This is a genomic window from Streptomyces sp. NPDC050548 (genome assembly GCF_044457385.1).
GTDB lineage: Bacteria > Actinomycetota > Actinomycetes > Streptomycetales > Streptomycetaceae > Streptomyces.
Window position 1 is genome coordinate 400316 of the sequence record NZ_JBITGV010000004.1, and the last position, 12743, is coordinate 413058.

General features: G+C 71.8%; 15 protein-coding genes. 10 read left to right on the top strand and 5 right to left on the bottom strand.

Annotated features, from left to right (window positions below; translation table 11 throughout):
- Positions 1-50: 50 nt before the first annotated feature.
- Together ACIBJH_RS15060 and manD are read right to left on the bottom strand one after the other, a co-directional pair.
- Positions 51-1478, bottom strand: coding sequence for a mannitol dehydrogenase family protein (locus ACIBJH_RS15060; RefSeq protein WP_399117260.1), 1428 nt, complete (start codon positions 1476-1478; stop codon positions 51-53).
- Positions 1475-2683: a D-mannonate dehydratase ManD gene (gene manD, locus ACIBJH_RS15065; protein WP_399117261.1), complete on the bottom strand. Its 1209-nt coding sequence runs from the start codon at positions 2681-2683 to the stop codon at positions 1475-1477. Before manD ends, ACIBJH_RS15060 begins: the two co-directional genes overlap by 4 nt.
- A gap of 101 nt (positions 2684-2784) precedes the next feature.
- Here manD and ACIBJH_RS15070 point away from each other — a divergent pair, with 101 nt between their 5' ends.
- Entirely contained in the window at positions 2785-3498 is a 714-nt protein-coding gene (locus ACIBJH_RS15070; protein ID WP_399117262.1) for a GntR family transcriptional regulator, read from the top strand.
- A gap of 9 nt (positions 3499-3507) precedes the next feature.
- On the opposite strand, the gene ACIBJH_RS15075 is transcribed toward ACIBJH_RS15070, so the two are convergent.
- Positions 3508-3960 (bottom strand): MarR family winged helix-turn-helix transcriptional regulator, encoded by a 453-nt coding sequence (locus tag ACIBJH_RS15075; protein ID WP_399117263.1) that lies wholly within the window; start codon positions 3958-3960, stop codon positions 3508-3510.
- Between the two features lie 78 nt (positions 3961-4038).
- On the opposite strand from ACIBJH_RS15075, the gene ACIBJH_RS15080 reads away from it, so the two are divergent.
- From ACIBJH_RS15080 to ACIBJH_RS15110, 7 genes are all read left to right on the top strand, one after another.
- Positions 4039-5082, top strand: coding sequence for an ABC transporter permease (locus tag ACIBJH_RS15080; protein WP_399117264.1), 1044 nt, complete (start codon positions 4039-4041; stop codon positions 5080-5082).
- Positions 5083-5204: 122 nt separating this feature from the next.
- Positions 5205-5564 (top strand): nuclear transport factor 2 family protein, encoded by a 360-nt coding sequence (locus ACIBJH_RS15085; RefSeq protein WP_399117265.1) that lies wholly within the window; start codon positions 5205-5207, stop codon positions 5562-5564.
- A gap of 169 nt (positions 5565-5733) precedes the next feature.
- On the top strand, positions 5734-6120 hold the full coding sequence (locus ACIBJH_RS15090) for a sortase-dependent protein (RefSeq protein WP_399117266.1): 387 nt from the start codon (positions 5734-5736) through the stop codon (positions 6118-6120).
- On the top strand, positions 6117-6755 hold the full coding sequence (locus tag ACIBJH_RS15095; protein WP_399117267.1) for a class F sortase: 639 nt from the start codon (positions 6117-6119) through the stop codon (positions 6753-6755). The genes ACIBJH_RS15090 and ACIBJH_RS15095 overlap by 4 nt, the downstream gene beginning before the upstream one ends.
- A gap of 85 nt (positions 6756-6840) precedes the next feature.
- Entirely contained in the window at positions 6841-7332 is a 492-nt protein-coding gene (locus ACIBJH_RS15100) for an RNA polymerase sigma factor (protein ID WP_359609440.1), read from the top strand.
- A complete protein-coding gene (locus ACIBJH_RS15105; protein ID WP_399117268.1) occupies positions 7316-7801 on the top strand; it encodes a hypothetical protein in 486 nt (161 codons plus the stop codon). The genes ACIBJH_RS15100 and ACIBJH_RS15105 overlap by 17 nt, the downstream gene beginning before the upstream one ends.
- A gap of 83 nt (positions 7802-7884) precedes the next feature.
- Entirely contained in the window at positions 7885-9564 is a 1680-nt protein-coding gene (locus tag ACIBJH_RS15110; RefSeq protein ID WP_399117269.1) for a carboxylesterase/lipase family protein, read from the top strand.
- 6 nt (positions 9565-9570) lie between these two features.
- Here ACIBJH_RS15110 and ACIBJH_RS15115 read toward each other — a convergent pair whose 3' ends face one another.
- Positions 9571-10263, bottom strand: a complete 693-nt coding sequence (locus tag ACIBJH_RS15115; RefSeq protein WP_399117270.1) for an IclR family transcriptional regulator — start codon at positions 10261-10263, stop codon at positions 9571-9573.
- A 73-nt stretch (positions 10264-10336) separates the two neighbouring features.
- On the opposite strand from ACIBJH_RS15115, the gene ACIBJH_RS15120 reads away from it, so the two are divergent.
- Together ACIBJH_RS15120 and ACIBJH_RS15125 are read left to right on the top strand one after the other, a co-directional pair.
- Positions 10337-10981, top strand: coding sequence for a nitroreductase family protein (locus ACIBJH_RS15120; protein ID WP_399117271.1), 645 nt, complete (start codon positions 10337-10339; stop codon positions 10979-10981).
- 62 nt (positions 10982-11043) lie between these two features.
- Entirely contained in the window at positions 11044-11568 is a 525-nt protein-coding gene (locus tag ACIBJH_RS15125; protein WP_399117272.1) for a hypothetical protein, read from the top strand.
- Here ACIBJH_RS15125 and ACIBJH_RS15130 read toward each other — a convergent pair.
- Positions 11561-12718: a serine hydrolase domain-containing protein gene (locus ACIBJH_RS15130; RefSeq protein ID WP_399117273.1), complete on the bottom strand. Its 1158-nt coding sequence runs from the start codon at positions 12716-12718 to the stop codon at positions 11561-11563. The genes ACIBJH_RS15125 and ACIBJH_RS15130 overlap by 8 nt on opposite strands.
- Positions 12719-12743: the final 25 nt, after the last annotated feature.

The following is a 12743-nucleotide window of genomic DNA, read 5'->3' on the forward strand; positions in this document are numbered from 1 at the left end:
AGTGGGGACAGGGGACAGGGGACAGGGGACAGAGGGCGGAGGACTGGGGCTCAGATCTCGATGCGGCCCGCCTGGAGTGCGGGCAGCCGGGCGGTGACGGCGGTGGTGAGCGGGGCGTCGTCGGCCAGGTCCGGCGCGTCGACGGCGCGCAGCAGTGCGCGGACCGTGTCCACCGGGTGGCGGCTCCCGGCCCAGCAGGCGGCGAGGGCGTCGGCCGCCGGGTCGGTGACGGCGGAGGGCGGACGGGTGCTGAACACCCAGGCGGCGAGGGCGAGTTCGAGCACGGGAGTGGCGGCGCCGGTCGCCCGCAGGGTGCGCAGGGCGGGCAGCCAGCGTTCCGTGATCTTCAGCGACCCGTCGGAGCCGATCTGCCGCAGCGCGTGCCGCATCGCGGGGTTGCGGAACCGGACGACGAGATCGTCGCCGTAGACCGCCGGATCGGGGCCGCCCGCCGGGAGCGTGGGGGCGACCTCCGCGCACAGTGCGCGGACCAGCCGCTCGCCCCATTCGGCCGCCATGGTGTCGGCGATCGTGGTGTGTCCCGCGGCCAGGCCCAGGTAGGCGAGCGCCGAGTGGGAGCCGTTCAGCAGCCGGAGCTTGGTGAGCTGATACGGCGTCACATCCCGTACGAACAGGGCGCCGTCGCGCTCCCAGGGCGGCCGGGGTGCCGCGAAGGAGTCCTCCAGGATCCACTGCCGGTACGGCTCGGCCGTCACCGCGAGCGCGTCGCGCGCCCCGAGCGCGGTCTCGGCGGCGGCCCGGTCGGCCGCACTCGTCGCGGGCACGATCCGGTCGACCACCGTCGAGGGGAAGGCGACGCTCTCGGCGATCCGGTCCAGGATCCGGTCGCGGTCGGGCCGGTCGGAGGCGCCGACGAACTCCCGCACCATCCGGCTCAACACCGCACCGTTCCCTGCCATGTTGTCGCAGGACACGACAGTGATCGGCGCGGCTCCCGCCCGCATCCGGGCCGCCAGTCCGGCGGCCAGCCGTCCGATCACGGTGGTGAGCGGTCCGGCCGGGTCCGCCACCAGGTCGGCGGCGACGGCTGCCTTGTCCAACCCGCCGGTGGACGCGAGCCGTTGATAGCCCTTCTCGGTCACGGTGAGCGTCACCACCGTCACCTCCGGATCGGCCAACAGGGCGTCCACGGCCTTCGCTTCGGGCCCCATGGCCAGCGCGTCGAGCACCGAGCCGACGACCCGGGTGCGCGGTCCCTCCGGACGGCGCTCGGTGAGCGAGTACAGACAGTCCTGGTCCCGCAGGGCGCGTACGGTCTCCGCCGAGCGGGGCGCCACGGCGGTGATGCCCCAGGGTTCACCGGAGAGCGCGGCGGCGTTCTCGGTGTAGACGGCCTGGTGGGCGCGGTGGAAGGCGCCGAGGCCGAAGTGGACGACGCGGGTGCGGAGTCGGTCGGGGTCGACGGCCGGCCGTACCTGTGGGGCGAGGGGCGTCGTACGACGCAGGCGCGCGCTCACCAGTCGTGCACCGACCCGTCGAGGCGGCGCGCGACCGGGAGATAGCGCTGCTGGTAGGGGAAGCGCTCGGCTGCCTTCTCGTCGTACTCGACGCCGAGGCCCGGCTCCTCCGAGGGGTGGAGCATGCCGTCGGCGAAGGTGACGCCCGTGCGGAACACCTCGGCGGCCTCGTCGGGATGGCCCATGTGCTCCTGGATCCCGAAGTTCGGCACGGCGATGTCGAGGTGCACGGCCGCCGCCATGCTGACGGGGGAGAGGTCGGTCGCGCCGTGCGAACCGGTCCGCACCTGGTAGAGCGCGGCGAGGTCGAAGATCCGCCGCAGATGCGTGATGCCGCCGGCGTGCACGACGGTGGTGCGGACGTAGTCGATGAGCTGCTCGGTGATCAGGTGCTGGACGTCCCAGATCGAGTTCATCACCTCGCCGACCGCGATCGGGGTCGTGGTGTGCTGCCGGATCAGCCGGAACGCCTCCTGGTTCTCGGCCGGTGTCGGGTCCTCCATCCAGAACAGCCGGCACTCCTCGACGCTCTTGCCGAACCGGGCCGCCTCGATCGGCGTGAGCCGGTGATGCACGTCGTGGAGGAGATGGAAGCCGAAGCCGAACCGCTCCCGGACGGCCGCCAGATAGCTCGGCGCGAACCCCAAGTAGGCCTCGGTGTCCCAGGGTTGCTCGTCCGGCAGTTCGGTCGCGGCCGGTTCGTAGACCTTGCCCTTGCGGACGCCGTAGGTGCCGCCGACATCGGGTACGGCGGCCTGCGCGCGGACCGCCTTGTAGCCCAGTTCCAGATAGCGTTCGACGTCGTCGAGGAGCGAGGGCACGTCGGTGCCGCTGGCGTGCGAGTAGATCAGGACGCCGTCCCGGGACCGGCCGCCGAGCAGCTGGTAGACGGGCAGGCCGGCCGTCTTCCCCTTGATGTCCCACAGCGCGGTGTCGACGGCGGCGATCGCCGTCATGGTGACCGGCCCGCGCCGCCAGTACGCGCCCCGGTAGAGGTACTGCCACATGTCCTCGATGCGGGCCGGGTCCTTGCCGATCAGCAGCGGTGCCACGTGATCGCGCAGATAGCTCGCCACGGCCAGTTCACGGCCGTTGAGCGTGGCGTCGCCGAGGCCCGTCACACCGTCGTCCGTGGTGACGCGCAGCGTGACGAACGTGCGCCCGGGGGAGGCGACGAACACGTCGACGCGCTCGATCTTGCTCACGGGTGACTCTCCTCAAAAGGGTCGGTCGTTGGTCGGTCAGTACTTGTATACAAGCAGGTGTCGCGAAGTGGCAATGGTCGCGTCACGGATACGATGGCCGCATGGCTCACTCGAATCGGGACCGCACCAGTCGGCGCGCGATCTATCTGAAACTGCGTCAGATGGTCCTGACCCTCGAACTCGCCCCGGGCGCCGCCCTGTCGGAGAACGAACTCGCGGCATCCCTCGGCGTGAGCCGGACCCCGGTGCGGGAGAGCCTGATCCTGCTGTCGCAGGAGGGCCTGGTGCAGGTCTTCCCGAAGATCGGGTCCTTCGTCTCCCGGGTGGACCCGGCGCAGGTCGCCGACGCGCAGTTCCTGCGGGAGGCCGTGGAACTCGCCTCGCTCGACGACCTGCCCGCCGAACTCGACCCCGACGTCGACGGGGAACTGCGCGACAACCTCGCCCGCCAGCAGCGCGCGGACCTCGACCTGGAGGAGTTCTTCGCCCTGGACGAGGCCTTCCACCACGGCCTGATGCGACTGAGCGGTCACGGCAACGTGTGGACCAACGTCGCCGCCGCCAAGGGCCACCTCGACCGCGCCCGACGCCTCGGCCTGCACGAGAACGTCTCCCCGGCCGTCTTCGCGCTCCAGCACCGCGAGATCTACGACGCGGTCGTCGCCGGCGACATCCCGCTCGCCCGCGCCGCGATGCGCACCCATCTCCGGGCCGTCTTCAGCGACATCGAGCGCATCCACGCCCATTCACCGGAACTCTTCGCCAGCGGGCCGTCGACGGTGCCGGTGCGGCGGAACGTGGTGGTCTGGGAGTAGCGGCCCCGGCTACTCCGCGCCGCCACCCTCCAGCGCCGACGGATTCAGCGAGGCCAGCAGCTTCAGCAGCAGTGCGTGCGCCTGTTCCTGCTCGGCCGGTGTCAGGGCCTGGAGCGCCTCCGCGTGGGCCGCGTCCACCGTCTCGGCGGCCTGGGCCGCGAGGCGGACGCCGGCCTCGGTGGCGTGCAGGCGCTGGGTGCGCCGGTCGCCCGGCGTGGTCCGGCGCTCCAGCATTCCCCGCTCCACCAGCCCGTTGACCGCGGTCCCCATGGACTGCGGGGTGATCGCCGCCCGCCGTGCCGCGGTCGCGCTGGAGACCCCCGGATCGAGCACGGCCTGCATCAGGGCCCGGTGCTGGGCGAGGGTCAGCCGGAGCGGGCGCAGGGCGCGCTCCATCCGGGCCGCCATGATCTGGCCGATCTGCCAGGTGACGTAGCCGGTGCGGCGGTCGGGATGGTTCACAGGGTGGACCTCTTTTGTAAGGCAGCTGATTGTGATGTACAAATAATATCAGTTGCCTTCTCATCTAGGACCGTACCCATGTCCCAGCAATTCGCCGTCCGGCAAACTCACAAGCACGCCCTGGACGTGGCGCACCCGCCCCCCGGCCCCGGAAACACGCGCGCCGTCCTGCTCCCCGTCGCGGTCGTGCTGCTGATCGGCACCGTCTTCGTCAGCGTCTACCTCGCCGCCTTCCACGCCCCGCGCCCGCACCAACTCCGCGTCGGCACAACGGAGATAGGCACCGCACAGACCCACCTGAGCCAGGACCTGGAGCGCGTCGCGCCGGGCGGCTTCACCGTCGAGACCTACCCCGACGAGACCGCCGCCCGGAACGCCGTACAGGACAGGAAGGTCTACGCGGCCTACCTCGGCGGCGGCAAGCTCCTCTACGGCAGCGCGAACGGCGGCGCCGTCACCGCGACCGTCACCACCGCCTTCGGCTCCGTCGCCCACGCCGAGCACCACGAACTCGCCGTCGAGGACGTGGCCCCGGCGGCAGCAGGGGACACCCGCGGCCTCTCCGTCTTCTACGCCGCCTTCGGCCTGGTCCTCGCGGGCTACCTCTTCGGTATGACCACCTACCAGCTCGCGCCCCGCCTCCAGTACCGCTGGCGGATGGCCAGCCTGGCCCTGTTCGGCATCGTCGGCGGACTCCTGATCGCGACCATCGCGGGAAGCACCGGCTTCGGCGCGCTGCCCGGCTCCTTCGTGCCGCTCGTCACGGTCATCGCGCTGATGGGCGCGGCGGTCGGCGGTACGACCATGGTGCTGCTGCGGGTGTTCGGCTCGGCCGGCGTCAGCCTCGCCTCGATCCTCATGCTGATCCTCGGCAACAGCAGCAGCGGCGGCATCATGCCGGCCGCCTATCTGCCCGGCTGGCTGCGCCCGCTCTCCGAGATCCTGCCGGTCGGTGTCGGCGTCCGCGCGATGCAGGGTCTGTCCCGCTTCCAGAACGACGGCCTCACCCGCGCCCTGGTGATCCTCCCGGTGTGGATACTCGGCGCCGCCCTCGTCCTCTACCTCAAGGACGTGTACCGCCGCGGCACCCCGGCCGCCGAACGGGCCGCCGTGCCCGCGTGAAGCGGTCAACTCCCTTGCCCCGGCGCGGATCAGGGCCGATCGGCGCCGACTAGGCTCGACGCCGTACGAAGGGACCGGGCCGCCGGTGCCGTCACCGGAGTCTCGACTTGAGGGAGCCCGCCATGCCCACAGAATTCGCCGCCAGGGTCTTCGCCCTGGTCGACGGGACCGACGCCGTAGGCTTCAGCCGTCTGTTCGCCTTACAGGGCCGGATGCGCTTCGGGAACGCCGCGCCGATGACCGGGCCCGAGGAGATAGCGGCCGGCATCGGCGGCTTCTTCGGCACCGTCAAGGGGCTGCGCCACAACATCGTGCGCGAGTGGTACACCGGTGCCGACGCCATCGTCGAGGAGACGGTCGACTACTTCCGGCTGACCGGCGACACCGTCACCGTCCCCGCCGTCACCATGTGGCACGTCGACGAGACCGGCCTCATCGATGACTTCCGCGTCTACATCGACCTCGCCCCGCTCTACGCCTGAGCCGCGGGACAGCGCGGCGCGGTGGGCGAAGTCCCGTACGCCTCCAGGACTTTGCCCGCTCTTTACAACCCGCCCTCCCGCCGGCTCGTCTCTCCGCTCGATCCGTGACCCGCCCCGCCGGTGCACCACCGGCGGACCCGGCGGGCCGGCCGACGAGAGAGAGCGATTCATGCGCCGAACTGTCCTCAGCGCCATGGCACTCGCGTGCGGCGCCGTACTGGCGAGCACCGCGCCCGCGTTCGCCGACGGGGCATCCGCGTCACCCAGCCGCGCCGCGACCGCCGCACCGACCAGGGCGCCGAGCCCGGTCCCCAGCGCCACCGCCGAACCCACCCGGAGCGCGAGCAGCGCGCCCTCCGCCGAACCGACCGTCGCGCCGAGCGCCGCGCCGAGCCAGGTCGGCACCGTCCCCCGCGGCGCCCCGGACACCGGTGTCGCGCCGGAGTCGAAGTCGTCCGACCTGTCGACCACGCTGATCGGCGGGGCGGCCGCCGCGGCCGTCGTCGGTGGCGGCGCCTTCGTCGTCGTACGGCGCCGGAGGGCGACCGGGGCATGACCTCGCTCTCCAGGCGCGCCTTCGTCACGGCGTCGGCGGCGGCCCTGCTCACCGGCTGCGGCGGCGGAGACGGGACCGCCCCGGCCTCGAACTCCGCCGCGAAACAGGGGAGTTCGGAGCAGGGCAGCCCGACGCCCGCCACGCCGTCCGCCGCCGCGAAGCCGGTCCACGCCCTCGCCCGGTCCGTCCCGGTCACCCTGCGCGTCCCGGCCATCGGGGTCGACACCCCGGTCATGAAACTGGGGCTGGCCGCGGACGGCACCGTGCAGGTGCCGCCGATCACGGCGCACGACCGGGCGGGCTGGTACCGGTACTCGCCGACCCCCGGCCGGACCGGGCCGTCGGTGATCCTCGGGCATGTGACGGTCGGCGCGTACGGGGACGGGGTCTTCCGGCACCTCGCGCGGCTGCGCACGGGGAACCGGATCGACGTGGTCCTGGAGAACGGCACGACGGCCGTGTTCGCGGTCACCGAGGTGCGGACGGTCGCCAAGGCCGACTTCCCGTCCGACGAGGTGTACGGGAACGTGGACCGCCCCGAACTGCGGCTCATCACCTGCGGCGGAACCCGTACCGGTACGGGCTACCTCGACAACGTGATCGTCTTCGCGGCACTGACCGCCGCGAGCCCCTGACCCGGTCCGGATCCCGGACCGCCGGAACCCCCGCCGGCGGTCCGGGGTCTTCCCCGGTGAACCTCACCACCCCCTACGGAGCATGTTGAAACGGTCCCGCGAGAGGGCAGCGTCCGAACTGTTCGCCGCCGTCTACCCGCGCCTCGCCGGCTGGTGCCGCCGGCTCGTCGACGACGACGAGACGGCCCACGAGATCGCCTCCGAGGCCTTCACCCGGCTCTGGGCCCGCTGGACGAAGGTCGCGGAACCGCGCGGCTTCCTCTACGTCACCGCGGCCAATCTCGTCCGGGACCACTGGCGCAAACTGGAGCGCGAACGCCGGGCCGTGCGCCGCGCCACCACCGAGGAAGCGGTACGCCCGCCCACCGAACAGACCGACCCGTCCGTACGGCTGCTCGTCCAGTCGCTGCCGGAACGACTGCGCGTCCCGATCCTCCTGCACTACTACGCTGACATGCCGATCCGGGAGGTGTCCGTGCTGACCGGGCGCAAGGAAGGAACCATCAAGGCCGACCTCCACGCGGCCCGCGAACTGCTCCGAGCCCATCTGAGGAGAAGCCTTGACCACACACTTTGACGAGGAGGACGGGGGACGTGAGCCCGACTTCGCCCTCGACGACCCCCTCACGGTCATCCTGCGGCCCTCCTCCGCCGAGTACCTGGGCCCGCCCCCCGGCCGCTACGAGTCGATCCGCCGCGGCGCGCACCGCCGCCGCCTGCTCCGCGCGGCGGCCGGCGCCGGCGCGACCTGCGCGGTCCTCGTCCTCGCCGCCCTCCCCTTCCGCCTGGCCCACCACGACTCACCCGTGACCCCCACGGTCCCCCTCGCCCCACCTCCCGCGAGCAGCAGTCCTACTCCTACGACTCCGCCCGCCCCGTCCGCCACCCAGGCACCCGCCCCCAGCGCGACCCCGAGCCGCACGAGCGCCCCCACCACGGAACCGTCCAGGATCCCCACGGCATCGGCATCGGCACCCTCGTCGGCACCGGCCTCACCCACGGCCCGGACCGTCGCCCCCTCGGCCATACCGACCCGCACGCGGTAACTCCCGCGACTGCACGGGCAATTGCAGCCAATCGTGTCGCGCATCTTGCCGACAATATTGCCGAGCGGTTACACAAGTGAGTCATGGGAAGGACGACGACACTCCGCAGCAGAGTCCGCACCATCCTGGCGACCGTGAGCGTGCTCGGCCTCGGGCTTCTGTCCCCGATCGCCGTACACGCGCTGAAATCCCCTCCCGCACAAGGGAGTTCGCACCGCACCTCACTGGTGGTCCCCACCGCCTCCGGCAAGGTGAAGGGACAGGCCCGGACCGGATACGACGCCTGGCTCGGCATCCCGTACGCAGCCACCCCCGCCGCCGCCGACCGCTGGACGGCCCCACGCCCGGCCGCTTCCTGGACGGGCGTCCGCGACGCCACCCGCTTCTCCGACCGCTGCGCCCAGCCCTCCGGCTGGGACCCCGGCTACGAGAAGGCGATCACCACCGAGGACTGCCTCGCCCTCAACGTCTATGCCCCGCAAGGGAGTAGCGCCGACACCCCGGTCGTGGTCTGGATCCACGGCGGCGGCTTCTTCGGCGGCGCGGGCCAGGACACCAACCCGCGCAAGTTCGTCCAGCAGACCGGCGCGGTCGTCGTCACCGTCAACTACCGCCTGGGCCCGCTCGGTTACCTCAACCTCCCCGAACTCCGCGCCGAGAACGCCAACGGGGCAGGGAACTACGGCCTGTTGGACCAGCAGGCGGCGCTGCGCTGGGTGCGCTCCAACATCGGGCACTTCGGCGGCGACGCGGGCAACGTCACCATCGCGGGCCAGTCGGCGGGCGGCAGTTCGGTCTGCGACCAGCTCGCCTCGCCCGCTGCCAAGGGCCTGTTCGCCCGCGCGGTCATCATGAGCGGCAGCTGCGCCCTCCAGTCGGCCGCCGCCGGTGAGACGCAGAGCCGGGCCTTCGTCAAGGAGATCGGCTGCGCCACCGCCCCCGACGTCCTCGCCTGTCTGCGCGCCAAGCCCGCCACCGCGATCGTCGCCGCCCAGCTGAAGGCCCCGGTCCGCCCGTCCCTCGGCGGCACGGCCTTCCCGCTCGACCCGGCAACAGCCGTACAGACCGGGAACTTCACCAGGGTCCCGGTCATGCTGGGCCAGACCAACAGCGAACGCGGCCTGTTCACCTTCCAGAACTACGACTACCTCGGCACACCGATGACCGCCGACCAGTACACCCAGACCGTGAAGTCGACGTACGGCACCAACGCCGACAAGGTCCTCGCCGAGTACCCGCTCACCGCCTACCCCACCCCGGGCCAGGCCTGGACCGCCGTCCAGAACGGCTCGACCTCCTACGACCGTCAACAGCTGATGGCGCGGCTGTCGCGCTGGGTGCCGACGTACGCCTACGAGTTCGCCGAGAGCGACACCCCGCACTTCACCTCGATCTTCCGCCTCCAGCAACAGAGCGCCACGGCCCGGGACTTCCCCTTCGGCGGCGCCATCCACGTCGACGACCTCGGCTACCTCTGGGACTACCTGGGCCAGACTCTCCCGTACGACGACGACCAGTTGGAGCTGTCCCGCCAGATGATCACCTTCTGGGACCGCTTCACCGCGACGGGCGACCCGAACGGCTCCGGCCTCCCGAACTGGCCGAAGTACCGTACGGGGACAGGCGAGTTGATGTCCTTGAAGGCCTGCGACACGGCCCCTTCCAGCGACGCGCCTCCGGCCGCCTGCTCCACGTCCACCCGTGACTTCGCCCAGGAACACGACCTGGACTTCTGGGGGAGCCTCGCGACACCGAGCAGCTGACGCGAGTTACGGTCGCCCCGTGCGCGGCGGCTCGCCGAGTACGCGGCTCACCGCGACGGCGGCCTCCCGTACGGCGGCGCCCAGCCGGTCGTAGGGCGTGCTGGTGACGGCGGTGACCGAGACGGCCGCCACCGTGATGCCGGCCCTCAACACCGGTGCGGCCAGCGACAGTTCGCCGAGCCGGTGCTCCTCGTGCACGCTGGCCAGGCCCGTCGCCCGGACCCGGGCCAGCTGGGCGCCGAGGGGGCCCGGCGCGGTCAGGGTGTGCGGGGTATGGCGTTCGACGGAGGCGGGCGGGCCGTGGCCGTGGGCCAGCAGGACCTTGCCGGCCGCCGTCGCGTACAGCGGCAGCCGCTCGCCGCTGACCAGGCACAGCGCCGTACCGTCCGCCGGTACGGCGACGTCGGCGTGCCCGCCGGTGCGCGCGGGCAGCGCGCGGAGCGCGGGCAGCGCCGCGTCCAGCAGCCCACGGGGGCAGGGCGCCGCCGCGCCGAGCGCCCGGATGCGGGTGCCCAGGCGGTAGGAACCGTCGGCCGCGCGCTCCAGGCCGCCCCAGGCCACCAGTTCCCGCACCATCCGCAGCGCGGTGGGCACCGGGAGTCCCGTCCGCCGTGCGATGTCCGTCAGCCGCAGGGTGTCCGGGCCGCCCACGAAGGCGTCCAGCACCGAGAAGACCCGCCCGGCCACACTCTCGGCCACTTCGCACCCCACGTTTTCATCCAGTGAAAGCCGGACGTTGTCGCCGCCAGGCACGCCCCGCGAAGGTCAACGCATGACTCTCGACCTCTCTTCCGACGAGCTCCTGTCCACCACCCGGGCCGTCCGTCACCGCCTGGACCTCGCGCGCCCCGTCCCCCGTCAACTCCTCGAAGAATGCGTGGACTTGGCGGTCCAGGCCCCCACCGGCCGCAACCGCCAGCGCTGGCACTTCGTCATCGTCACCGACCCGGAGCGGCGAGCCGCCCTCGCCGACCTGTGGCGGGCCGGGGTGAGCACGCCGGGGGTCTCCGCCCCCGTCCCGCAGCGCGACATCCGCCGGGCCGACGTCGCCCACATGGACCGCGTCTTCTCCGGCGCCGCACACCTCTACGAACACCTCCACGAGGTACCGGCGCTCGTCGTCCCCTGCGTCGAGGGCCGTACCGACGACGCCCCCGTGCTCCACCAGGCGGGCACCTGGGGATCCATCCTCCCGGTGGTCTGGAGCTTCATGCTCGCCGCCCGCGCCCGAGGCCTCGGCACCTGCTGGACCACGGGCAACCTCGTCCACGAGAAGGAAACGGCCCGCTTCCTGGGCATCCCGTACACCGACGTGATGCAGACGGCCCTGATCCCCGTCGCGTACACCCTCGGCACGGACTTCCGCCCGGCCCGCAGGATCCCCCGCGAGGAGGTGCTGCACTGGGACGCGTGGTGACGGAGGAGAGGGCACCCGTCGATTGTTTTGAACGTGTTCAATTATGAATGTAGGCTGCCGCCATGAACGACAGAGCCGTCCTCCTGAAGGGCATCCGCGCCTGGCTTGCCCTGTTCGTCGTCTGTCTGGTGCTCAGCGGCGCCACCGCCTTCCCGCTGGTCCACGAACTCCGCTGGACCGAGGACGTGTTGACGTCCCTGTCCGTACCGCACTACCTGCCCGCCCTCGCGGACTGGATCGAGCGCGTACGCCAGGGACTCGACACCGCCGACACCGACTACCCCTTCCTCCTCTACGGCACGGACTGGCTGGCCTTCGCCCACCTCGTCATCGCGGTCGCCTTCTACGGCCCCTACCGCGACCCCGTCCGCAACATCTGGGTCGTCGAGTTCGGGATGATCGCCTGTGCCGGAATCATCCCGCTCGCTCTGATCTGCGGACCGATCCGCGGAATTCCCCTCTGGTGGACGGTGATCGACATGTCCTTCGGGGTCATCGGGATCGTCCCGCTGTACGTCGTCCGGAAGAAGATCAAGCGCCTGGAAGCGGCACTCGCGCCAACTCCCGCCCCCGCACCGGCTACTTGAGCGCCGCCAGCGCGATCCGCATCGCGACCGCGTTCATCGACTCGCCCTTGGCGTCCGTCGAGCCGACCGAGTAGACGAGGGTGCGGGACAGGTCGCGGGTGGCGAGGACGACGGCGCTGTAGCCGTACCGGGCACCGGACTTGAGCCAGTACACCTTCCCGCCGTACTCGAACCGCTGGAGCCCGGCGCTGTAACTGGCGCCCTCGACACCGGCCGGCACCGTGAACATCTCCTTCAGCTGCGGGCCCGGCACGATCCGCCCCCGGAACAGCGCCGTGATCAGCCGCTCCAGATCGGCGGTCGTCGAGATCATGTCGCCGGCCGCCCACCGGTCCGCCTGGTTCCAGTCGGTCACGTCGACGAACTTCGTTGCGCCGTCGGCCTGTCGGACCACCTGGTAGCCGTGGTTGTGCGGGCCGCGGATGCGCGGGTCGGTGCCGGGGAAGTACGTGTCCCGCATGCCCGCCGGGCGCAGCACGAGCCGGGTGGCCTCCGAGGCGTACGAGTGTCCCGTCACCTTCTCGATCAGCAGGCCGAGGATCGTGTAGTTGATGTTGAGGTAGTCCTGCCGCGTGCCCGGCCGGAACTCCGGCCCCTTCGCCACCGCCGACGCGACGACCTGCCGGGGCGTGAGCGTGTCGAAGCGGTGCGCGTACTGGTCCTCGAAGGCGTCCCCGAAGCCGTCACCGGCCTGGATACCACTCGTGTGGTTCAGCAACTGCCGTACGGATATGGGCTCGAAGGCCTTCGTGAGCAGCCCCGGCAGATAGCGCTGGACCGGCGTGTCCAGGTCGACCTTCCCCTGTGCCGCGAGCCGGAGCACCGTCGCCGCCGTCACCACCTTCGTCGTCGAACCGGCCCGGAAACGGGCGTCCGGATCGGCGGCGGCACCGCTCTCCAGATCGTGCACACCGGCACTCCCGCGCCAGCTCCCGTCCGTCCCTCCCACCCGCACGAGAGCCGCCGTGGCATCCGCGTCCGGCAGCCCGGCGAGCGCCGCGCGCAGCGCCTCGGCGTCCGGACCGGCCGTCCCCCGTACGGCAGTCGAGGGAGTCGGGGACGCGGCGAACGCGGGTGCGGCGAGCGGTCCGGCCGCGAGGGCGAGGACGAGGGAGGCGGTGAGGACGGTGGTGCGACGGCGGGCGCGCATCGGCTGCTCCTGGGATCTCCGGCGG